The sequence below is a fragment of the Pedobacter vanadiisoli genome (assembly GCF_042684385.1).
Taxonomy (GTDB): domain Bacteria; phylum Bacteroidota; class Bacteroidia; order Sphingobacteriales; family Sphingobacteriaceae; genus Pedobacter; species Pedobacter vanadiisoli.
This window is the reverse complement of sequence record NZ_JBHULL010000009.1, coordinates 98,217-120,583: the sequence shown is the minus strand read 5'-3', so window position 1 is coordinate 120,583 and position 22,367 is coordinate 98,217. Positions and strand designations below refer to the sequence as shown.

General features: G+C 40.1%; 15 protein-coding genes. 5 read left to right on the top strand and 10 right to left on the bottom strand.

Features of this window, described 5'->3' with window-relative positions; all coding sequences use genetic code 11:
* Nucleotides 1-538: 538 nt before the first annotated feature.
* From ACFSR6_RS11740 to ACFSR6_RS11730, 3 genes are all read right to left on the bottom strand, one after another.
* Complete coding sequence (locus ACFSR6_RS11740) at nucleotides 539-2,674, bottom strand: S9 family peptidase (protein ID WP_379078975.1); 2,136 nt, start codon at nucleotides 2,672-2,674, stop codon at nucleotides 539-541.
* Nucleotides 2,675-2,879: 205 nt separating this feature from the next.
* A complete protein-coding gene (ppsA, locus tag ACFSR6_RS11735) occupies nucleotides 2,880-5,501 on the bottom strand; it encodes a phosphoenolpyruvate synthase (protein WP_379078973.1) in 2,622 nt (873 codons plus the stop codon).
* A gap of 300 nt (nucleotides 5,502-5,801) precedes the next feature.
* Nucleotides 5,802-6,737, bottom strand: a complete 936-nt coding sequence (locus ACFSR6_RS11730; protein WP_379078970.1) for an aromatic alcohol reductase — start codon at nucleotides 6,735-6,737, stop codon at nucleotides 5,802-5,804.
* 261 nt (nucleotides 6,738-6,998) lie between these two features.
* On the opposite strand from ACFSR6_RS11730, the gene ACFSR6_RS11725 reads away from it, so the two are divergent.
* The 3 genes from ACFSR6_RS11725 (at nucleotide 6,999) to ACFSR6_RS11715 (ending at nucleotide 9,454) form a co-directional block, all read left to right on the top strand.
* The gene (locus ACFSR6_RS11725) at nucleotides 6,999-7,436 is read left to right on the top strand and encodes a winged helix-turn-helix transcriptional regulator (RefSeq protein WP_379078967.1); all 438 of its coding nucleotides are present in this window, start codon (nucleotides 6,999-7,001) and stop codon (nucleotides 7,434-7,436) included.
* Nucleotides 7,437-7,658: 222 nt separating this feature from the next.
* Nucleotides 7,659-8,021 carry a response regulator transcription factor gene (locus ACFSR6_RS11720; RefSeq protein ID WP_379078964.1) on the top strand — a complete coding sequence of 121 codons (363 nt, stop codon included), beginning with the start codon at nucleotides 7,659-7,661 and terminating at the stop codon, nucleotides 8,019-8,021.
* 50 nt (nucleotides 8,022-8,071) lie between these two features.
* On the top strand, nucleotides 8,072-9,454 hold the full coding sequence (locus ACFSR6_RS11715; RefSeq protein ID WP_379078961.1) for a serine hydrolase: 1,383 nt from the start codon (nucleotides 8,072-8,074) through the stop codon (nucleotides 9,452-9,454).
* Between the two features lie 90 nt (nucleotides 9,455-9,544).
* Here the strand turns inward: ACFSR6_RS11715 and ACFSR6_RS11710 are convergent, their stop codons facing one another.
* The 7 genes from ACFSR6_RS11710 to ACFSR6_RS11680 all read right to left on the bottom strand — a co-directional run bounded on the left by ACFSR6_RS11710 (nucleotide 9,545) and on the right by ACFSR6_RS11680 (nucleotide 19,363).
* Nucleotides 9,545-11,110: a SusD/RagB family nutrient-binding outer membrane lipoprotein gene (locus ACFSR6_RS11710; protein ID WP_379078958.1), complete on the bottom strand. Its 1,566-nt coding sequence runs from the start codon at nucleotides 11,108-11,110 to the stop codon at nucleotides 9,545-9,547.
* 18 nt (nucleotides 11,111-11,128) lie between these two features.
* Nucleotides 11,129-14,359, bottom strand: a complete 3,231-nt coding sequence (locus ACFSR6_RS11705) for a SusC/RagA family TonB-linked outer membrane protein (RefSeq protein ID WP_379078955.1) — start codon at nucleotides 14,357-14,359, stop codon at nucleotides 11,129-11,131.
* Nucleotides 14,360-14,465: 106 nt separating this feature from the next.
* The gene (locus tag ACFSR6_RS11700) at nucleotides 14,466-15,629 is read right to left on the bottom strand and encodes a TIGR03364 family FAD-dependent oxidoreductase (RefSeq protein WP_379078952.1); all 1,164 of its coding nucleotides are present in this window, start codon (nucleotides 15,627-15,629) and stop codon (nucleotides 14,466-14,468) included.
* 85 nt (nucleotides 15,630-15,714) lie between these two features.
* Nucleotides 15,715-17,040, bottom strand: a complete 1,326-nt coding sequence (locus ACFSR6_RS11695) for a DUF5690 family protein (RefSeq protein ID WP_379078950.1) — start codon at nucleotides 17,038-17,040, stop codon at nucleotides 15,715-15,717.
* The gene (locus ACFSR6_RS11690; protein ID WP_379078948.1) at nucleotides 17,040-17,720 is read right to left on the bottom strand and encodes an HAD-IA family hydrolase; all 681 of its coding nucleotides are present in this window, start codon (nucleotides 17,718-17,720) and stop codon (nucleotides 17,040-17,042) included. The genes ACFSR6_RS11695 and ACFSR6_RS11690 overlap by 1 nt, the downstream gene beginning before the upstream one ends.
* Nucleotides 17,721-17,817: 97 nt before the next feature.
* Entirely contained in the window at nucleotides 17,818-18,708 is an 891-nt protein-coding gene (locus ACFSR6_RS11685; RefSeq protein ID WP_379078945.1) for an alkaline phosphatase, read from the bottom strand.
* Nucleotides 18,709-18,793: 85 nt separating this feature from the next.
* A complete protein-coding gene (locus ACFSR6_RS11680; RefSeq protein WP_379078943.1) occupies nucleotides 18,794-19,363 on the bottom strand; it encodes a helix-turn-helix domain-containing protein in 570 nt (189 codons plus the stop codon).
* 289 nt (nucleotides 19,364-19,652) lie between these two features.
* On the opposite strand from ACFSR6_RS11680, the gene ACFSR6_RS11675 reads away from it, so the two are divergent.
* The gene (locus ACFSR6_RS11675) at nucleotides 19,653-20,495 is read left to right on the top strand and encodes a helix-turn-helix domain-containing protein (RefSeq protein ID WP_379078940.1); all 843 of its coding nucleotides are present in this window, start codon (nucleotides 19,653-19,655) and stop codon (nucleotides 20,493-20,495) included.
* A 70-nt stretch (nucleotides 20,496-20,565) separates the two neighbouring features.
* Nucleotides 20,566-22,227 (top strand): hypothetical protein, encoded by a 1,662-nt coding sequence (locus ACFSR6_RS11670; RefSeq protein WP_379078938.1) that lies wholly within the window; start codon nucleotides 20,566-20,568, stop codon nucleotides 22,225-22,227.
* Nucleotides 22,228-22,367: the final 140 nt, after the last annotated feature.

Sequence of the window (22,367 nt, the reverse complement as noted above, 5' to 3'; positions counted from 1 at the left end):
GATTTGAAAAATTATTTGCAATAGGTAGTGACCGTCCGGGAGAAAACAGGCGAGATAAAACGATGAAAAGTTTCACTTGTCTCATAATTTTAGCTACAATAAACTTGAACCCTATAAATAAGGCACCTGAGTTATTGTTATTTAGTTTAGTATTTGGTTAATGTAATGATTAAGTGTCGGTGTTGAACGGTTAAGTTTACACTTCTTATCCATTTTATAACATGAAGATAACTTATAAATTATATAAAACCATAAAAAGTAACATAATTTATTGCGATGACATGTTATAAAGGATTTGGTTGCCCAATATAAGCTGATGATAAAGACGGTTTAGCACGATAGTAATCAAAGCAATAAACAGATTAGAAAAAGCTTTTTAAAGTACAAATTAACTTTTTGGTCATATAAATTAATTGATTCCTTTTCTTTGAACCTCCGGAAAGGATATAAAAAATTGCAGCAACTTTGATATAAATAATAAACCCCAAAAGCTTTTTACAACTTTGGGGTTCAATCAAAAAATACTATAGCTAAAAAATTATCTTGCCAATGGCCCTTTCATCTGGTAATCTTTAGGAGCTTCTGCCCCCAAAAGGTTTTGAACAAAGTAATCCCAGCGGCGGCGCATCATATAAGGCGAATAAGTGCCATACCCATGGGCGCTGTTTGGAAAAATAACCAGGTCGAATGATTTGTTTGCTTTTTCAAGCGCCTCTACTACCAACAGCGTATTGTATGGCGGCACGTTATCATCCATCAATCCATGAACCAGCATCAGCTTGCCTTTTAAATTTTTGGCATAATTTTGATTTGCCTGGGCTTCGTAATCTGAATTTTCTACCAGGCCGTTATAGCGTTCGCCCCAATCGTCCTCGTAGTTCCTGTTGTCGTGGTTTCCCGATTCTGAAATACCTACTTTAAAGAAATCGGGATATCGGAACATTGCTGCAGCAGTGGCAAAACCACCACCTGAATGCCCCCAGATGCCTACTTTTGTCGTATCGATAGGATATTTTGCCGAAAGCTGTCTGATGGCTGCAATCTGATCAGGCAAAGTATTCTCAGCCATATTACCATAACTCATATCATGGAAACTTTTAGAGCGGTCGGGATTACTCGTTCCCTCTATTACCACCACGATAAAGCCCAGCTCAGCCAGGGCCTGGTTGTCGCCACGAGAAGCAGCAAAAGACCAACTGCCTACGCTACCGCCCTGAGGCCCAGGATAAATATAATCAATAACGGGATATTTCCGGCTGGCATCCATTTTTGTTGGCGTAAAAACCAGGCCGTAGATATCGGTTTTACCATCTTTGGCTTTAACCGAAACCGGAGTTGGTGCTTTCCAACCGGTAGCAGCTAACCTGGAAACATCGGTTTTTTCTAAAGTATTAACCAGTTTTCCGTCGATGCTTCTTAATACGGTAACCGGAGGGACGTCTGGCTGCGAGTAGCTGTCTACAAAATATTTGAAAGATGGAGAAAATACGACCTGGTGATTACCGGTTTCCGGTGTTAAAAGGGTTAAGTTTTTTCCATCAAAACCAATTTTATACAGGTAACTGAAATAAGGGTTACCTTTTTCGCGGCCATTGGCAAAGAAATAAAGTGTACGTGCTTTTTCGTCAACTTTAACCAGGCGAGTAACCACAAAATCGCCTTTGGTAATCTGGTTTTTCAATTTTCCATTACCGGAATCGTATAGGTACAAATGCCCCCAGTTATCTCTTTCCGAATACCAGATAATTTCTTTTGAGGCAGGAAGGTAACGCCAGTTAATGGCACCCTGGCCCGATTCATATTGTGTTTTTACGGTTTCTTCGAAAACTTCCCTCACAGCACCGGTTGTGGCGTTGGCAATACGGAATTTTTCGTTTTTATGATCGCGTGAGGTGGATAGAAAGGCTACTTCCGAGCCATCGGCTTTCCAATCAATATCATCAAACGTACCACTGCTTGATATATCGTCGCTTAGTGTTGCACGGTGCGGGTCGGCAGGAATGTTAAGGGAAATTACCTTTGGATTTTCAACATCAATGATTACCCTTCTGATGGTCGCGATCTGTTTATCACCGGGTAAAGGGTATTTCCATGCTTTTAATACCGGCGCCCCTACATTAGTGGTTACCAGGTACATGTCTTTTGAATTTCTTTGATCCTGCTGAAAGGTAGCGATCTTTTTTGAATCGGGCGACCAACGTAAAACTGGGGCATCACTGTGTGTCCAGCCTGCGTTATCGGTAGCATAACCATAATCTTTAATACCATCGGTAGTGAGCTGCGTTAATTTATTAGAAGCCACATCTCGCACAAAAAGATTATAATCTTTAATTAAAATGGCTTTTTTACCATCAGGCGATAACACCTCATTACGGCCACCCATACGTCGCGATGGCATTTCGCCAGTTTTAAAATCAGTAGTGGGTGTTTTGGTTTTTTTTTCAGGATCGACCAGGAAAGTCTGTTCGGTGCCATTGGTTTTAGTGCTATACCAAAATTTATCGTCATCAAGCCAATTGGGTTGCACGTTGGCATGATCTACATACTTTGTGGTGTTATAGCTCATAAAACTTTCCGCTCTTTCATAATCGTTAACGGTTAAAGCTTTTTGCTGAGCATTTGCTGCAATGGCCAAAGTACAAGCCGTTACAGTAAGCCAATATTTATTCATCATGTTAGTTAATCTTGCGATAAAAATACTGCTGTTTTAGCAAAAAATTGGTATTAATCGTGATACAAATAAAAGGTTTTTATCGCAAAGGGCGCACGGAGAGAAGAGCAAAGCGTATAAAACTGTGGGTTATTGGATACGCTTTAACTTGTAACCTCCGGCACCGGAATCCGACTCAATTCATTTTTAAACTGTCGGTTTGATTAATTTAACTTTTCAATATCTCTACATATCCATCTGTTCCATTCACCCTGATGCGCTGCCCGTCTTTGATGAGTTTAGTAGCATTTTCTACACCTACAACTGCCGGCAAACCGTATTCTCGTGCAATAACGGCTCCGTGGGTCATCAGGCCGCCAACTTCAGTAATCAGGCCTTTAACAGACACAAACAATGGGGTCCAGCTGGGATCGGTAAAAGTAGTTACCAATATATCTCCATCTTCGAGATCAGCACTTTCTATATTTAAAATTACACGTGCCCGCCCTTCTATCACCCCCGATGAAACCGCTAAACCAACAATAGCTCCCTCCGGAAGGTTTTGATGGTGATACCTGCCTGAGATAATTTCACCATCAGAGGTGATTACACGAGGTGGATTAAGCTTTTCATACAAACGATGTTCTTCTTTTCGCTGAGCAATAAGCTTTTTATCGGATTTATGTGTGACCACTAATTGCTTTAGTTCATTAAATGTGAGGTAATAAACCGTTTCTTTTTCATCAATTACCCCAGCTTCTAATAATTTTTCGGCTTCTTTTATCAAGGCTTGTTTATACACGTAAAAGCGGCTAACAATCGCATACTTAGGGTATTCGCGATAACCTGCAAAATTGCGGAGCAGGCTGATTATCTCTTTTGTTTCTCCGATTTTTTGTTCGGCTTCAGGTAAAAGCGCGAGCTTATTCAATAATTCTTTTTCTTTTTTTAACGCCTCTGCCCTTCCCCGGTCGAACTTCTGTTTACCGGCATAAGGTTCAAAGTTTTTGATATTGCTGAGTATGAGCGGAATCAAAATCGATGGTTTTTCTCCCCAGCGGGTATTGGTAATATCAATTTCGCCTGCACAGCGCATGCCATATTTGTTCAGGTAGTCTTCAATGGCCTCTTTAACCATGGTTCCGCCATTAAACCGGGGTAACTCCTCTAAAAACCGATCGTCTTTAACCTCCTGTAAATAATTGATAATTTCAGGGAAAGGCCGGATCGCATCAGCCACATCCAGTAGTGCCAGTCCCATTTCGGATGTGATATTATTCGATACGGATTGTGAAAGTATATCGGATACGTTTTTTTCACCTAACCATTTATCCATTTTTTCATTGATCCATGATGCAGCATTCATCGCTGCGATGATTACCTTAATGTGTTCCGAATCAAACGCCATTTTTTTTGATAACTCAATGTCTTCCAGAATAAAATCAAATAGTTCCGGTCCTGATTTCGTTTGGATATTCCGTTTTAATATTTCTATTGATTCTTCGCTCTGTTTAATCAGCTCAAAAACAATTGCAGGGGTGCTTCCCGCCTGTTTCAAAATTTCAGCAGACGATAAACCTTTGGTGCTTTTAGCAATTAAAACGCCTGCCCCATCATCCGGTAGTGATTTTATAAAATCTTCTCTTTCGATTATGGTAACCAATGCATCTTTGATCAGCGGATCGTGCTGTTCCATGGCTTCCAGTAAATTTTTTCTTCCTGTAGCGGTGGCCAGGCTATCGATTACATCTACAAATAATCTTCCACCCGCTTTATACATCGGCCTGGCAGCTCTTAATTGCCATAAAGATAATCCAAGAGGTTTCATCGGGTCTGTCATCATTTGCTGGTGACCAACAGAAATATAAACATGTTTTTCGTTATCGCCCGCCTCGGGCACGGGAAATAAGGTAGTAATCGGCCTGCTTTGCAAAATATAAAAGGTATCATTTATCCAGCACCATTCGATATCCTGTGGGCTGCCAAAATGCGTTTCAATTTTTCTCCCGAGTGCTTCAAGCTGTAAAATTTGCTCATCACTAAGCACTTGCCGGGCTTGCAGCTCCGAGGGCAGTTCCTGTACTTTTGTCCCTCCACCTTTCAGGGACCAAATAGCCAGTTTCTTGGCCGGTATTTTCTTATCCGCAATCTTACCGTCGCAAACCTGATAGTTATCTGCGTTAACCAAACCCGAAACCATGGCTTCACCTAAGCCAAAACCGGCATCAATGGATAGCACTTTGCGGTTACCGGTTATGGGGTTGGCTGTAAACATCACTCCTGCCGCTTCGGCGAAAATCATTTTTTGTACAACGACCGAAAGTTGAACCTTATGATGATCAAAGCCATTTTGAATGCGGTAAGTGATGGCACGATCGGTAAATAAAGAGGCCCAGCATTTGCTGATATGCCTCAAAATTGCCTCTTTGCCCAGGATATTCAAATAAGTATCCTGCTGACCTGCAAAGGATGCAGTAGGCAAATCTTCTGCTGTAGCGCTTGATCTTACCGCAAACGGCTCATTTTCATTATAGTGGTCAAGGTAAATTTCAATTTCGCGGGTAATCTCCAGGGGGATAGGCAGATTTTCAAGGGCAGACCGGATTTTTGAACCTATTCCGGTAATCGCCACGCGGTTTTCAGCCTTAAGATTTGTCAGCTGATCCAGTAAAACCTTAATTTCCGGATGGTTTTCTACAAGCTTTCTGTAGGCTTCAGTGCTGATGCAAAAACCACCAGGCACCACTATACCTTCAATTTTCGACAGTGCACCTAAATTGGCACCTTTGCCTCCAACTTTTAAAATGTCTGACTTATCGATTTCCTCAAAACCAATTACGTAATTGCCCATATTTTTCTTGTTTTATCTGGTAGAAATATTGCCCCTCTATGTCTTTTTTTTAAGGGACAAATCCAAAAATATAAGCTAAAAACCACGAAATCAACGTTTTTTAACTATATTTTTCAAAACGCAATATTGCTTATGCAGTTGGCGTTATCCTTACAACGAATGAGTTATTTTTCTGGCTCCAATAACAACAAAAGTATTTCTGGTGATCAAAAAAACAAGGGCTAGAACCGCAGCATGGGTAGGAAAATAACTTGAACTTTAAACTTACTTCCATCACCATACATTATAAGAAACCGGTTGCTATTTATTAAAAGATTTCCAGTCAATATTATCTTTTGCCCACTGAGCTGCAGAAGTTGTTTGAATACCGTTTTGAAAATTAAAAGTTTTCTCCAATGGCCAGGAAACACCTCTTCCTGCTCCGAATATTGAACGGTACTTTTTAACAAAATTGGTAGGATCATTTTTAAGATCATTAGTGATCTCTGTCATATCAGAAAGCGTACGGTTATACTTTTGACCTGATAATAATTCGGCAATATCGGCTAACTGTCCATAGGTGATCGTATCGCCAGCAATGTATACGATCTCGTTTTCGATAGGTGGTTCTGTAAAAAATATCTCAGCGGTTAGTCTGCCAATATCATCAGGCGTGGTCAAGGTAACCGCTGTATCCCATCCACCAATGGCATTGATTGACTTATTCTTTAAATCTAAAATGCCAAAGAAAGGTTCAAAAAGATAGCTGGTAAACATACCTGTGGAAATAATTACCCATTTTGTAGCACTTTGTGATCTTAGCAGCTCACGTACATCAAGCTGTTCGTCAAAAAGATCCTGCGCACTGCCGCGTCCTATCACTTCAAAGTCAACTCCGAACTGCCATGGAAAATATCTTTTAACACCGGCATTGAGTACGGCATTAGCCAACTTTAGTTGAAAACCTCCTGCACCACTTCCATAACCTGTACATGAAATGATGGTGTCGTAGTTTTTGAAAATAGCGATAAGTTCAGAAGACAGAGCAGAAAGGTCACCCGGAAGTAACTCTACCCCCCATTCCTTGAGCTCCATAATATTCTTTTTCTTATTGGTATCTTCAGTGTTGATTGTTGTTTCTCTCAGCAAAACCGTAACTGTTACATTGTTGTAGTTTTTAGCTTTTTTTGCTATATTTTGGATAACAGGCATACCTAATTCACCTGCTCCTAAAATTAAAATTGATGTATTATTCATTTTAAAAAAATTAAGCTTAGGAATGCTTATCTAAACGGATACAACGAGTTCCTTTTCTTGAGCAAAGTTATTTTATTCGGCTAACAGAACCAATAAGGTACTTCGTTGTGAGCTACTTACACCGATGTTAGTTTTTTGATTTTTAGTTACATTAATTTTAAAGAAGCTGAAATTTTTATCACTTTAGATCATCTATACATTACAAAATTTTCTTTTATAAAAGTTTTCTCATTTAAAAAAATCTATCTTTAAACTGCCAAAATGTTCTTTAAAATATACTATATTGAAAGACTTATGACAGATGAAGAAATTATAAAAGCCTGGGATGATATTTGCAAGGTACTGAACAAAGACCAGGATGATCTCAAGCGTGACATTTTGAATCATGTTGGCAATAAATGGTCACTTTTTGTAATCCACGCTTTAGGAATAGACGGTAGAATGCGCTTTTCGAATCTGGAAAACCATATTAATGGAATCAGCCAACGGATGTTGAGCAAATGCCTGCGTGAACTGGAAAGGGACGGATTAGTTGTCAGAAGTATTTATCCTGAAGTACCACCAAGGGTTGAATATGAATTAACACCTCTAGGCCGGGATCTATTGGTTCAGGTTACCCCGCTTTGGTTTTGGATTGCCCGCCACAGTAATGAACTTAATAATGCAAGATCAAATTATGTAAAATATATGAATAGATAGCCTGATAAAGAATGTTATCTATATCTATCAAATCGGAGTGCTAATTCAGCAAAGCGACAAAGAACGCTCATAGCCGAAATCCCAAATTTATTGACAAATATTCAACCTATTAAATTCATTAAAACTATCCGGGGAGTTTAGCGTTTATAACCCGAGATACTCTTATCGCCTTCACTAATCGATCGCTTTGACCGTATTGGAATCAATTAAAATCGAAAAGCGATGGAAAAACATGTACTCATCATAGAGGATGATCAGGAAATTAGTGAACTGTTTGGAATCATCTTCGAGTTGGCCGATTACCGTACTACCCTACTTACCATTGCGCCTGATCCCGTGTACATGAGTGAACAAAACTTTCAGTTAATTATAACGGATATCAGGCTTGTAGGTTCTAAATATAATGGCAACGAGTTGTGCCGCCTGTTCAAATTGCAATATCCAGAGGATAAAACCCCCATCTTGCTGATATCTGCAGAATCAAACGGGGATATTTTGGCCAGGGAGTGCGGAGCAGATGGCTTTATGCATAAACCCTTTAATATTGATGACTTGCTTGTGCGTGCTTCAGAAATGATGGCCTAAGATGGATGCAACAAAAAGGATCTTTGTGCGTCCTATAGAAAAATTATGCCATGAAGAAATTGATCATTTCCCTAGTTTTTTTCTTAGTCACTGCCTTTGGGTATTCACAAGTTAACGTAAACAAGCCTATCGATTCCATTATGAAAGTGGCCTACCAAAGGGGTATTTTTAATGGGAATATTTTAGTCGCCAAGCAAGGAAAGGTGATTTATGAGCAATCCTTCGGTTTCGCAGATGGTGCCAAAAGCCTGCCTATGAAAAAGGACTTACGATTTGACATTGGATCTGTGAGTAAAGAATTCAATGGGGTAGCCATTATGTTATTGAACGAAAAAGGAAAACTTTCGCTTGATGATAAACTCTCAAAATATTTCCCTGAGTTTCCAAGCTGGGCCAATGAGGTTAGAATCAGGCATCTCATTAACTACACCAGTGGCATACCGGTTTTCGGGCCGGCCGGAGATGGTAACGATAGCTTAATCTACCAGAGTTTACTCCGGATGAAATCACTTAAGAGTACACCGGGTAGTTTATATATCTATAATGCCGTTAACGTATCGCTTCAACGAAAGATCATTGAAAAAGTGAGCGGATTGAGTTATGCAAAATTCCTGGAAAAATACCTTTTCAAACCTGCAGGTATGCGCTTCTCTTTGGTCGACTATCCGGTGGATGCAAAAGGTATGGCTCATGCTTTTGATGAACAAGGTAAGACTACCGTTTATGAACAACAAACAAAAGGTTGGGTAAGATTACCTATAAACGACCTGTATAAATGGATTGCCGCATTGGACAATAATAAAATTATCAGCCCCTCATCCTTTCGCGAACTTTCTAAAGCGTTTCCGGGTGGAGAGAGCAGCCTCGGAACCTCCGAATTCAGGAACGATACGTTATTGTGGCATCAGCATCAGGGCTCTAACAGCAATTATGAAGCAGCTTATTATAGTAATGTGAAGGATAGCATCGTTATCGTCATGATGACCAACAATCAGCAAATGAAAGTATGGCCATTGAAGACAGCTATAGTACAGGCGCTCGAAAGACAGAATTTCGCCATCCCCAAAAAATCACTTTACCTTGCCATCCGCGACAGGATGCTTACAGATACAGCCTCTGGAATGTCTTACTACAGAAAACTGAAGAATGAAGCCCAGGAACAATTTGATTTTAGCTTTGAAATTGGAGACCTGATCAGTACAGGCAAATATCTTCAGCGCAGAAAAAAAATCGACGAGGCCATTCTGCTATTTAATACTGCTGTAGCACTGCAAGCCCGTAAAGAGGATTTATCTTATGGTTATGAGTTGATAGGAGAATGTTTCTATAGTAAAGGGGAAGCGGCACTGGCGCTTACCAACTATCAAAAATCGCTTGATTTAAATCCAATGAACAAAAATTCGGCAGAAATGATAAAAAAACTGGGAAAATAAAAAGAGATTATCCTGCTGGGAAAAACAAAAAAGGGCAAACTACCCGGAAAAGGTAATCTGCCCTTTTTTACAAGAGCGCTTGTGTTTAAGCTATTTAACAATCCATGGAGCCTGGTTAATATCATCAATTCCACCAAATTGGCGCATCAATGCCTGCTTAAGGTTTTCGCCATTGGTTGTTCTTTCAATATCAGGATACTGAAACCGTTTGGGAATCCTGCCGCTATTACCCGTTCCAGATCCGGTTAGAAACTGAGGAATTCCAGTGCGGCGGTATTGATAATAGGCTTCAAATCCCGAATTACGAAAATAGGCAAGGTATTTTTGGGTTAAAATCTGCTTTAAACCATCTGTGTTATTACCTGCATATTTAATAACAGGTTGCGCATAATAATCGGTTTCGAAAGTGAAATTAACGTTGTAGTTTTCAAATTCACCAAGCTTGCCATCCTTTTTAAGGAAAGTTACTACGTTATTGCCATCATGAATGCCATAAAAAGCAATAGAAGCCTGAATTCCTTTTTTGTACCAGCTTTCGGCATCACCTGTAGTCCAGCCCCTGTTTATACCTTCAGCCATGATGAAACACAACTCGGGATAAGCAATAATAAACGTATTTTCTGCGGTGTAGCCACTATAATATCTATAACGGCCAATAAGTGAGTACAGGCCTTTCTGTACTTTATCCAGCATTACGCCCTGGTCTTCGCCAGAATTTGCACCAACAAAGTTGCGGTAATCGGTAATGGCATAACCATTAGCCTCGGCAATACCCCTTGCAGGCTCTGCAACCATATAAGCACGCGGATCTTTATAGACCGAAAGCGTATTCAAATAGGTGCCTGCCATGTTATAGCGAAGGGCATCATTACCAAAATTATCTTTATTATTAGGGTATTTGTTAAAGCTTTCGTTGTATACAAACTGTAAATTATCAGCCATGCTGCTCATTAGCGGGTATTTTGCAGCATTGGCTACTATAGATGCAAACTGTTGCTTTACCTGTAAATCGGCATCATCAACCCGGTTGCTTAACTGGATCAGGGTTCTTAAACGGAAGGTATTTACAACTTTTTGCCAGGCAGCAAGGTCGTTTTTAAGGTAAATATCGCCTTTCAATTCGTTGTTTCCTGCTGCGATTAGGCTTGTGAGGTCATTATTGGCCTCTTCCAGCCAGGTTAACGATTGCCTGAAGATATCTTTTTGGGTATCGTATTTTGGTGTAAGGTTAGAGAAACCTTTTAACGCATCGTTCATGGGCAAATCGCCAACTTTTAAGCTCATCTTCACAAAAAAGTAGGCCTTAAAAAATTTAGCCAGGGCCAGATAAGGTTTAGTTACCGCACCGCCTAGGCGGTTGGCCTCTTCTTCCATTTTTACCACATTTTTTAAGGTGGCATAATCTAGAGAAGCGCCGGTCCAATCGTAATTATTGGTGGCATAATAATAGTAATTGGCTGCGGTATACTGGTCCCATCTTTCCGTGCTCGAGAATGGTGCCTCGTACATATCGTAAAGGATGCCGTTGAGTAACAAATTTGGTGGTACGTGTTCGGCCTGATTGGGATTTTTAAAATTCTCTTCAAAATCTTTCTTACAGCCACTGGCAACAGCAACAGCCAAGAAAAGAAACAGGATTTTATATAATGATTTCATGATCTTAATATTTTAGGATTAAAAAGTAACATTAAGGTTAAAGCCTATACTTCTTGTAGTTGGCGTTTGCAGCGTAGAAGTACCTTCTCTACCCGAATACTGGTCTACATCCACATCGTTATAAGTAGAATTGATAAAGTACAACAGGTTGCGTCCCACTACCGAAATGTTAGCCGATTTGATAAATGTTCGCTCCAATAATTTTTTAGGCAACTGATAACCAATGGTTACTTCACGCAATTTTGCATAAGTACGGCTCATCATTGTATTTTCTTTGGCACCGTAAAAAACGCCCAAATAATCCTGAAGCAATTGTGGTGTGGTATTCGGAGCAAAGACAAGATCGCCATAATTGGTAATTACGCCTGTAACAGGATCGAAATTGAGTTTAGCTCCATTTGCAACCACTACACCATCCCCTACCCAGGTTCCCTTGTAATTTTTATCGTTTACATGCAAATAGTCCTGGTACCTGGCTTCGCCCATTTTACCCTGAACAGTTTCGATCTGACGACCACCCTGGAAAGATTTAAGCCTCACATAATCCTGCATTACGCCACCCACTTTTCCGTCCAACTGAAAGCTGAAAGAGAAATTCTGATACCTGAACTTATTGTTGATGCTCCATACCCAGTTCGGATCGGCGTGCCCCAACAACTGATTTACCGGTAAAGAAATAGGAGTACCGCTTGAGGTATGTATCACTTGTCCGCTCGGTGTTTTAGCCAATACAGAACCATAAATATTATCGATACGGTCGCCGGCCTTAAAGAACTGGTCAACATAGGTTTCGCCAGGAGCAAGCTCTTTATAAATCTGCTTGTAAGTAGACCAGTTCAACATTACATCCCAACCAAATTTCTCGGTCATAATTGGTGCACCAGATAAGCTTAACTCAACGCCACTGTTTTGGGTCTTACGACCGTTGATGGTGTTGGTTTGATAACCGGTAGCAGGCGAAATGTTCTGCTTGATAATTTTTGGTCCGTCGATGTACCTGAAATAAGTAGCCTCGAAACCTAACCTGTTCTTGATGAACTTAAGGTCTATACCCCCTTCATAGTTCGTTCTGCTCTGGGCCTTAACTGCATTGAGATCAATCAGGTTATTGGTATAATAAGCACCTGTTTGGTTGTTATAGGTTGGCCTGACGCTATATGGCGATGAAAGGCCATAACCCGGGCCACCATAAGAGGAAGTATATTCTGCACCATAACCTATAGGATAAGTTTGCAATGGCGTTGCGCCGATATACTCTAGTGTACCCAAACCAGGATCTTTTACGTTTGCATAAGAAACCCTCAGCTTGGCGAATGAAATAAAGCTTGGCATCTTAACATAATCAGACACGACCGAACTTAAAGATACGGAAGGATAAAATGCTGCATTGTTTCCAGGTGGAAGTGCCGAGTTTTTATCTATACGGCCTGTTGTATTAACATTCAGGTATTTTTTAAAGCTGATATCAACAGAATAAAATGCACTTAACACCAACATTTTTGAGTTAAAATCAAACGCTTTTACAGGGTTTTTAGAGTTGGAGAAGTTATAAACGTTCGGAACGTTTAAGTAATCGGTAGTAGTGAAGCTGGAATTATAGCTAAAGTTACGGGCATTACCCCCACCAAACGCGCTAACTTCAAATAAATCGCCAATATTTTTGTTAAACTTTACAATCAACTGGGTATTGTTCTCGAACATGCTCCTGCGGTCTTCGCGGTAATCGCCAAGCCCTTCCTCACGACCGTACGGATGTGCAGAGAACGGCATTTTTTCTGTTCTTAGCTGATCGTAGGTAGAAATCTGTGTTTTAAGCATCACATCCAAACCTTTTGTAAAATTATAGTTCAGAGAGGCATAACCGTTAACGTCGTTCTTTTTATGTCCGCGCAGCCATTCGTACGACATGAAATAAGGGTTATGATACCTTTGGTATTCGGCATAAACAGACTGGATGCCTTCTTTACCCGGTTGCCAATAGTTTTTCATATCGTCTATATTCCAATCGGCCCCGCCCCATAGCGTCATGTTGTAAATCACACTGTTCGGGCCATAATTTACATCCGGAATATTATCGGAAAACTGACGGCTGTAATTGATATAGGCTTCGGCCCTTAATTTCGGGCTAATATTATAAGAACCGCTCACATTAAAGTTGTTAATATTGAGCTGGGTATTTGGAATAATTCCTTTTTGGTAATTGTTGGATATCGAAAGTCTCAAATTGTATTTATCTGTAGCTGAAGACAATGCGATATTGTTTGTCGACAATAAGCCGGTTTGAATAAAACGCTTGAGGTTGTCTTTTCCCCTGGCTACCCATGGCGTTCCCTGGCGTACGCCGTTTGCATCCACCGGGCTATCGTACTGTGGAATCAACTGGCCTTCGAATTTTGGCCCCCAGATGTCGTAATCGCCATCATTTAAACCGCCACCCTTTCCGTCGCCAAAAGCGTAGGCACTGTGCTCACCCGGTCCGTATTCATCCTGACTTTTAGGCAAGGCAATAAATCCTTTATTAAACTGTGTGCTCGAGTTAAATTCTACCTCAATGTTTTTATCGTTTAATTTACCTTTTTTAGTGGTGATCAATAAGGCTCCGTTATAAGCCTGGTAGCCATATAGTGCAGCCGCAGCCGGTCCTTTTAGCACAGTATAGGTATCAATATCATCAGGGTTAATGTTCCAGGTATCAGAATTAATAGGAACTCCATCTACCACCACCAGATTTACGTTGTTACCACGAAGGTAGAGCGCCGATCTGCCCAAAAGCTCAGATGATACACCAACGGTTAAACCCGCTACTTTACCAACAAGGCCGTTTACCGGGTTTGGTTCTCTGGCTTTAACCAAATCTGCTCCTTTAATTTCCTGAATGGCGTAACCAAGGTTCCTTTTCTCTTTGCGGACACCCAGTGCCGTAACCACAACCTCGTTCAGGTTTTTCGAATCTGTTTTTAAAACTACTTCTAAGTTTGGTCCGGATACCTGGATTTCGCGCGAAATAAAGCCAATAGAACTGAAAACCAAGGTTTCGCCAGTTTTGGCATCAATGCTAAAATGCCCCGACAAATCGGTTGATGTAGCTTTTTTATTTCCTTTTACCAGTACGCTTACTCCTGGAATAACCTGTTGGGTTTCGTCTTTAACCGTACCCGTAATTTTTGTTTGTGCCCATACAAAGTAAGGCGAGAGGCATAGAAACAGCAAAGCCATTATGCCCAATTTTAACTTGTGCAGATATTTCATTTATCAATAAAATGTATGAAGGTTTACGAAGGCAATAATAAGATGTGCATGTTAGCATTAAACCAACTTTCAGTTAACAAAACACCCTATTTCTGTTTAGTATTTGTTAACTGTATATTTTCTTAATACTTGCTGCGGCATAACCGGCACTCGCGGTCATACCTTTACCACCAATGGCCGTTCTAATGTGAATTTTCTGATCCAAATCGTATGCTACAATGTGCTTGGTAGGATGCTGAGGGTAAAAGCCTGCCCAGGTAGTTTGCAGCTTCCTCACATCGAAATCAACAATCCTTTCAGCTTCTTTCAGCATCAGTTCGTTAATATGATGGCTTAAATCGAATCCCAGGTCGTCAAAATTGTTCACTCCCGCATAGATGTGCGAATCGCCGATGATAATGCTGTTATCAGTGGCCTTTTTAAACAAGATATGAATACCCCATTTTTTGAGTTCCTCATAAGCATCGGGCGTAGGAATACTTTTAAAAGAAGGGCAATAATGCTCAAAACTCTCGTACCTTCTAATGGTTAAACCGGTAAGGATATTTCCTTCGAGCGCTACATTGGCCATTGGCACGCTACGCATCATTTGCAGCTTGCTTACCACAATGCCACTTTCGCTGAACAATTCGGGATACAGCAATTTAAATTCATAACCATTACAGATAATTGCTTTTTCGGCGGTAAAGGTGGCGGCCTTATTTTGCAAGCCAACTACCACACCAGTGCCTTTAGCTTCGCAGGTGGTAACCGGACTATCATACAGGAGGCGGTAATTGGTAAATTTTGCCTGCATATATTGGTGTAGCCTGCGGATCATCAATTCGGGTTCTACACTAATTTCCTGAGGGAAATAAAGCGCCTCTTTGGCATAGCCCGATTTTATTGCCGGATATTGGGCCAGTACCGCTTCCTTGCTTAGCAATGCAGCCTGATAACCGATCAAATCGTAATGTGCTTTCAGTTCGTTGATAAGGGTCTGTTCACCTTCGTCAGATGCAATGTAAACGCTTCCGTTGTTGCGCATAGAAATATCAAATTCCTGCTGGATGTTTCTGTAGATCTCCAGTCCGGCTACCCCATATTCAAACCACTCGGCCTCCATGCCCGATGGCACTACCTGGCCAAAATTGCGCACTGTAGCGCCTACCGGATAATTATCTTTTTCCAGTTGCAACACAGATTTTCCGGCAAGCAAGGCGTGGTAGGCATGGAAGGTGCCTAATATCCCGCCGCCTATTACAATAAGATCGAAATGTTTATCGCTCATTTTATTTTTTGTAAGTTGCGCACAACCGAAGCCAGCTTCAGCATGCACGAATTTATTAAATACTTTGTTTTATAGTTCTAATTCATCATGACCAGGCTCTTTTTAAAGCAGGCCTGTTTTTTTTAACTAGCTTTTTGGTTTTTTTTAACGTTTTTCGCCTAAAATAAAGGAGTGAAAGTATCCCCGATACACCGCCAACCAAAGGCACAGCCAATAGGCATTGCCTAAAAAAGTGCATCCAGCCCATATTTGTTTCACCAAACTCGTGAAGCATCAATACCGAAAAACTTCCTACATAGCCTATCGAATCAGCTACATACATAATAAAACCAATGTTGCCTTTGTAATGAAAATTGGCAATCATACGCTCAAAAAATATAGCATTATAGGGGATATAGGCCATGTAAAGCCCCATGCCCAACAACGCCATCCAGCTAACAGCATCAATGTGCCCCCGATCAAAAAGAAAAGTGCCAATGCCAACCAAAAAACAACCGCCGATAATCATCAGGTGAATAACTGTAAAGGCCTTTAGGTTGTCTTTAATCAGGATAAGTAATCCCATCATGGCAAGCACAACTATCGAAATAACAGTATCTATCTGTGTATAAATGTGGTTGTTATGAATACCTAAACCATTCCATATTTCTACTTCGAAATTATCGCGCATATCGCGGATACAGGTAAGCAGCACGTAAATAATAATGGTTAGCACAATTCCGGGAAGGAAAGCCAGGATAAATTCTTTTCGTTGCTTTTGATCCATCGGCACACGTTTGGTACGCAATTGCTGGTCTTCTTTTGAAGGCGCAGGCATTGCCTCAAGACAAAAGACAAAGAAAAATAAGGGCAATAGAAAAATCAGCCCGGTAAGAAAAGGCATCCAGTAATCGCTTACCGAAAAAACGGCCATTAATGTACGGGCTACTGTTTTAACAAAACCAGAGGCAAAAATTAAGCTGATTGACATTAATGCACCCATAAATTCAGTTGTTTTCCGCCCTTCCAGGTAGCTGAAAACCAGTCCCCAGATCATGCCCAAAGGGAAACCGTTTAACAACAGGAAAACAATATTATATGGCGCTGGTACCAACGCAAAGCCCAATAATGCAAGCCATGAACAAATCATTAACAAAATAATGCTTTTTGCCCGGTTGCTTTTACCCGATTCTGAAATGAAGCGGATCCCATAAAATTTGCTTAAGGCATAACCAACCATCTGTGCAATAACCAGCCACACTTTATAATCGATATGCAGCACTTCCTGGTTTTCGAAAGTGGCCGAAGCAAATGCTTTTCTAAAAGCATACATACTGGTATAACAACCAAAGGCAGCCATACCACCAAGCACGGTAATGAGCCAATAAGGCCATTTAGCGGCTTTTTGACGGGCAACATGCAGCAAATTCATTAACTTGCTATAATGTCGAGCACCTGTGTTAAATTGTCTATAATATGCGTTGGCCTGTAGGGCTCGAGTTCCTCTCTGGTAAACGAGCCTGTGGTAATGCCAATCACATATTTGCAGCCGGTATTTTTTCCTTCGTTAATATCAACCTCGGTATCGCCAACTTTTGCAATTTCTGCTGCATCAACAATGTTCAGTTGCTGCATCATCTTATGAATCATGTCTGGGTAAGGGCGGCCATTCGCTACCTCGTCACTGGCAATAACCACATCTACCTTATCAGACCAGCTCAGCCTTTGAATAATGAGATCGGCAATGTCTTTTGAAAAACCGGTATCCAAACCGATTTTAATGCCCTGGTTACGCAGCGCTTTGAAAGTTTCTTCTGCGTTGGGAAGAGGAACAATCTGATCAGAGGTACGGTAAAATTGCAGCATGTTCGCTACAAAATCATGGTGAATAACCTGGATCAGATTGTCTGTTATATGTTCAGCGTCTGGCTCGTAAACCTCCAGCATCATTTTGATGGCCAAAGGTTTTTCATAGCCCATAATCGGATTGATTTTCTTTAGCGGAATTTCATATCCGTGGTTTTTCATGGCCTGCTGGAAAGCAAGGCCTACATAGTTTTCATCCTTAACGGTTGTGCCCGCCATATCGAACACCACTAACTTAATTGACATAACTTATATTTTATGCCACAATAGTAAACTTTGTTTATTATTTGTAAACAAAGTTTACATTATCAAATTGTTAAGTCCAACCGCAAATGGCCGGTAACTATTTTGCAAATACCTCGCTAACAGGTTTGCCCCGCCAGCTCTGCGGCTGATCTAAACCCATGATCCAGGCAAGAGTGGCCGCGGTATCGTAAGTAATGATTACATCTTTTATGTGGTGGTTTTTACGAATGCCCGGCCCGGCAATAATCCATGGAATCTGAACTTCGTCCAGTGTTTTCCCTCCGTGGCCTTTGCCTGTGCCACCATGGTCTGCCGTGATCAGGACGATCGTTTCATCTGCTATGCCTGCATCCTGAACCGCCTTCAAAATCCTGCCGATGCGCTGATCTACCAATTCCAGCTGCTTGTAATAGGCCGGTGTACGGTGCCCTATACTATGGCCTGTGCCATCGGGCTCATCAAAGTGCACAAAAGTGAAAAAAGGCTTTTCATTTTTTATGACAGAGGCAGCAGTATCTGCGCAAAAATCGTCCTGTTCTTTACCATTAACCACAATGTTTACCGCTTCCTTTTCAAATAAATAGCCAATACCGTTCCAGCTGTAAACAATCGCCGTTTTAGCTTGCTTTTTCTGATCCCTGATTACACTAAATATACCAGGGAATAAACCATAAGCCGTTTTGGTTACCGAAGGGATTTCGGGCACTTTGCTGTTCCATTCGGTATAACCGTGTTCAGTTGGACCAGCCCCCATTAATAAAGATGCCCAATTTACTGCGCTTGATGAAGGCAGTACGCAGCGAGCTTCCGCCGTCCACGAACCGTTGCGCATCAAGGCCTTAAGGTTAGGCATATTCGCATCTGCTAATGCATAACCGCCAAAACCATCGCAGCCTATTAAAATAATGTGTTTAGCTTTTTTAACCTGAGCCTGAGCAACTACCGACAGGCAAAGCAAAAGCAGGGTTGTTCTTAGATAACTTTTCATAATCATACAGTTTATCCTCAAAAGTAAGGGCTATTTATGAATATGAAGAAAAATTTGTTAAGTATTAATAAACATTGTTTACTAACTACTCAAAGAAATAAACAACCAGCATGAGTGCTTTGGTATTGCCTATGTTTACAGGGGTATGGGAAAGCCGGCCGTCAAAAAGCATCGAATCGCCCTTTTCGAGGATCACTTTCTTTTTGGAGAACTGGTATTCCACTTTACCCTCTATCATGTATTTAAACTCGAAAGCTTCGGTTTTAACCATAGGCCGGTGGGCATTAACTTCCAACTCAAGCAGTACAAAATCGGCAGTAGAAAATTTAATGTTCTTGGTGAGGATCCGCGAATAATTAAACCCTGCAGCCTGTTCCTTTTCAAATTTTTGATACTGATCTTTTCTTTTGACCAGCACCGGGGCATCTTTTTTATGGAAATTAATGTTTTTGAAAAAGCTGTTAAGGTCTATTTCCAAACTCTTTATGATATCCATCAAGACCATTAGCGAGGGGATAGTCCGGCTGTTTTCTATTTGCGAAATAAGCCCTTTGCTTACCTCTGCCTTATCGGCAAGTTCCTGAACGGTGATACCAAGTTCTTTGCGTCGTTCTTTAATTTTAAGACTTATCTGTAGAAGAATTTCTTCCTGCATGGCACAAAATGGGGTTAATGTCGCTAATGTATTATTTTATTCCTGTAATCTGCATCAACAATTAGATTAATTACAAGGAATCGCAAACTGGCTTTGGCATATTAATATCGCAGATACCAAGGCGGTTTAGAACGTGGTGCCGGATATTTTCAGAGTTTAATCAGGTGTGGATTCCATTTAAAATACGTCCTTTTGAGCAACCTCGAACCTTAATAAACGTTGTTTTTATGATAAAGAATTGATATAATTGTAACGAATGCACCATAATTTGTATCCTTATATGATATGTATGGCACCCAATATTCAAACACTTTACCCGTATTCTGGGGCACTTGCGCAATACGTTTACTGCTATTATTTTTTTGAAGGAACAGATGGTGATTTTAAAAATATGCATTATTCTTTTCCTCATACATATAATGCCATAACGATATATAGCAATGGCTCTTATCAAATCGAAGAAGAAAAAATAATAATTAATGGCAATGACAATGGCTCACCATTTGTTATACTGCAGGGGAAGCGTACTAAACCACTGTTGGTTGATTTAAATGGCAAATTTGCACGTATTACAATCATTTTTAAACCATTGGGTCTAAACCAGTTTGTGAACAAACCATTAAGCAAATTAATGGGAACTGCGCCACGTGTCTTTAGTGAATGGCAGGGAAAGTTTTATAGACAAATGTTGAGAAATCTTTTTATTGAAATTCCCATTAGCCAACGCATTGCATATTTGGAACAATTCTTATTGTCCATTCTAAACCCGATCTCCCTAACTGAAATTGAAATTTCATTAATTTATTTATCTGATTTCAACAACGAAAGAAGCATCAGTCAAATCGCAGCCTTAGTAAGTAAGCCGCTTCGGTCATTCAACAGGCATTTCAAATCACATATTGGTGTATCGCCGGCCTGCTACAGACAGATTGCACGTTTCAGACATTCGTTGGAGAACAAACTTTTTGACGAACAATTTCAGAAACTAACTACTATTGCTTACAATAGTAACTTTTATGATCAGGCTTATTTTAACAAATTATATAAGCAACTTTCTGGCTCAAATCCTAAAAAGTTTTTTCAGAGTGTTAGGCAGATTGGCGATACACACCTGGTATTCAAATATATTTAGTATTGGCTGAAAAATACAATTTTTTTCAGTTCGATAGCAATAACTTAGTAACACAATACTTTGTGAAACTATGAATAGAAAATATATTGTAATCACTGCCATATTATTATTTAAGGCTTTTTATTCTTTGGCTCAATCTTCATCACTTGCCAACAGGTATTTAGATACGGCGGTCGCCTATCAGCGAACAGTTAAGAACTATTTAATAGCTTTGAAATATTACGATTTGGCCATTAAAGAAGGGAATGATGGTAATTATACTTACTACAATGCCGCACAATGCGCTTGCCAGGCAGGACAAACTGAAAAGGCTATAGATTATTACAAAAAAGGGTTCGCAAAGTTCATGGATTATAATAATTATGAGTATTTCGCAACTGACACCCTGATCAAGTGCTTTAGTGACACTCCTGATTGGAAGCATTATCTTTCCATCATGAAACCGAAATACGATTCAGCCCAAGTCGTTCGTGCAAACTACCTCAAAAGCATTCATGACAGTACAAAGAGAATGAATAGCTCTTTACTAAGCGACCCAATCAAAATCGTTAAGTTTCTCAAAAATAAGTCGGCGCAGCAAACTATTGCATGGATAAAAAATTATAACAGCTTCCCAAACCCGCCGGTCAAAAGTCACAGTACACTTTATCAAATAAAGGTAAATGACTCTCTTATTGTACCTTTCTTGGTTTACATACCTAAAAGTTATAATCCGGCAAAAAAAAATAAATTGTTTGTTTTTTTACATGGTGCGGTAAGTCAGCGGCCAGCATTTTATTCCGCTCCTATGTCGCCTGATGATCAGCACAGAAAAGCGCTCCAAAAACCGATAGATGATGGAGCAATTATTATTTACCCACTCGCCAAAAAAGGTTTTAACTGGTTATATAATCTTTCAGCATTTGAAACCATACTGAAAGAAATCAGTTTTGTGAAATCAATATACAATATTGATGATAACAAAGTATTTCTTGGTGGCCATTCTGATGGTGGCATTGGCACATTTTGGATGGCTACACATAAATCCTACCCATTTGCAGGTTTTCTGGGATTAAATTATTTCCCTATGTCTTATTTCAATAATACCTGCTTAGCCAATTTAAAAAATAATACTCCATTTTATGGGATCAGTACAACAGATGACGGCACTTTTAATATCGCAAGCGTCACTAATATCAAAAATTATGGTTCGAGCATTGGAGATAATTGGCACAGTTTTACATTGCCGGGCGAGCATGGAATGCCATTTGATGAGCCTGGCAGCATTTCATTTGCTTATGACAGCCTGTTTAATCATATTCGTAAACCTTTCCCAAAACATATCGAATGGGAAACAGACGACGTAAAAAACGGGCGCGCTTATTGGCTTGAGATCACGCAATTGGATACGCTTCAGAACAAAGCAACCTGGCATAAAGAATATAATCCACCAGCAACACAAATCAATGCCAGAACAGCTAAATATAATTTTAATCCGCACAAATCAGGAGCAATAACCGCCACTTGGCATGGCAATACTATAGCAGTTCATGTATCGAGAGTAAAAGCATTCACCATTTATGTTTCTCCCGAAATGATAGATCTAAATAAACCTCTTACAATTACGGTGAATGGAAACGCTGTATGGACAAAAAAGGTTGTTATCGATAAGGAAACAATAGTAGATGAATTTATTAAGACAAAAGACCGTGATCTGATTATCGTAAAAAAGATTAAAGTTGAGTTAGAATAACAAGGCATAAGATAACAAAACCTCTAATTGGATGTTTTGTCAACGATTAATACGTTCGTGATTTCACCTTTTGAAAAAAGCATTGGATTATTCATGCTATTAAAAAAATAAGTTCATCCAACGGTATAAAGGCATTGCCA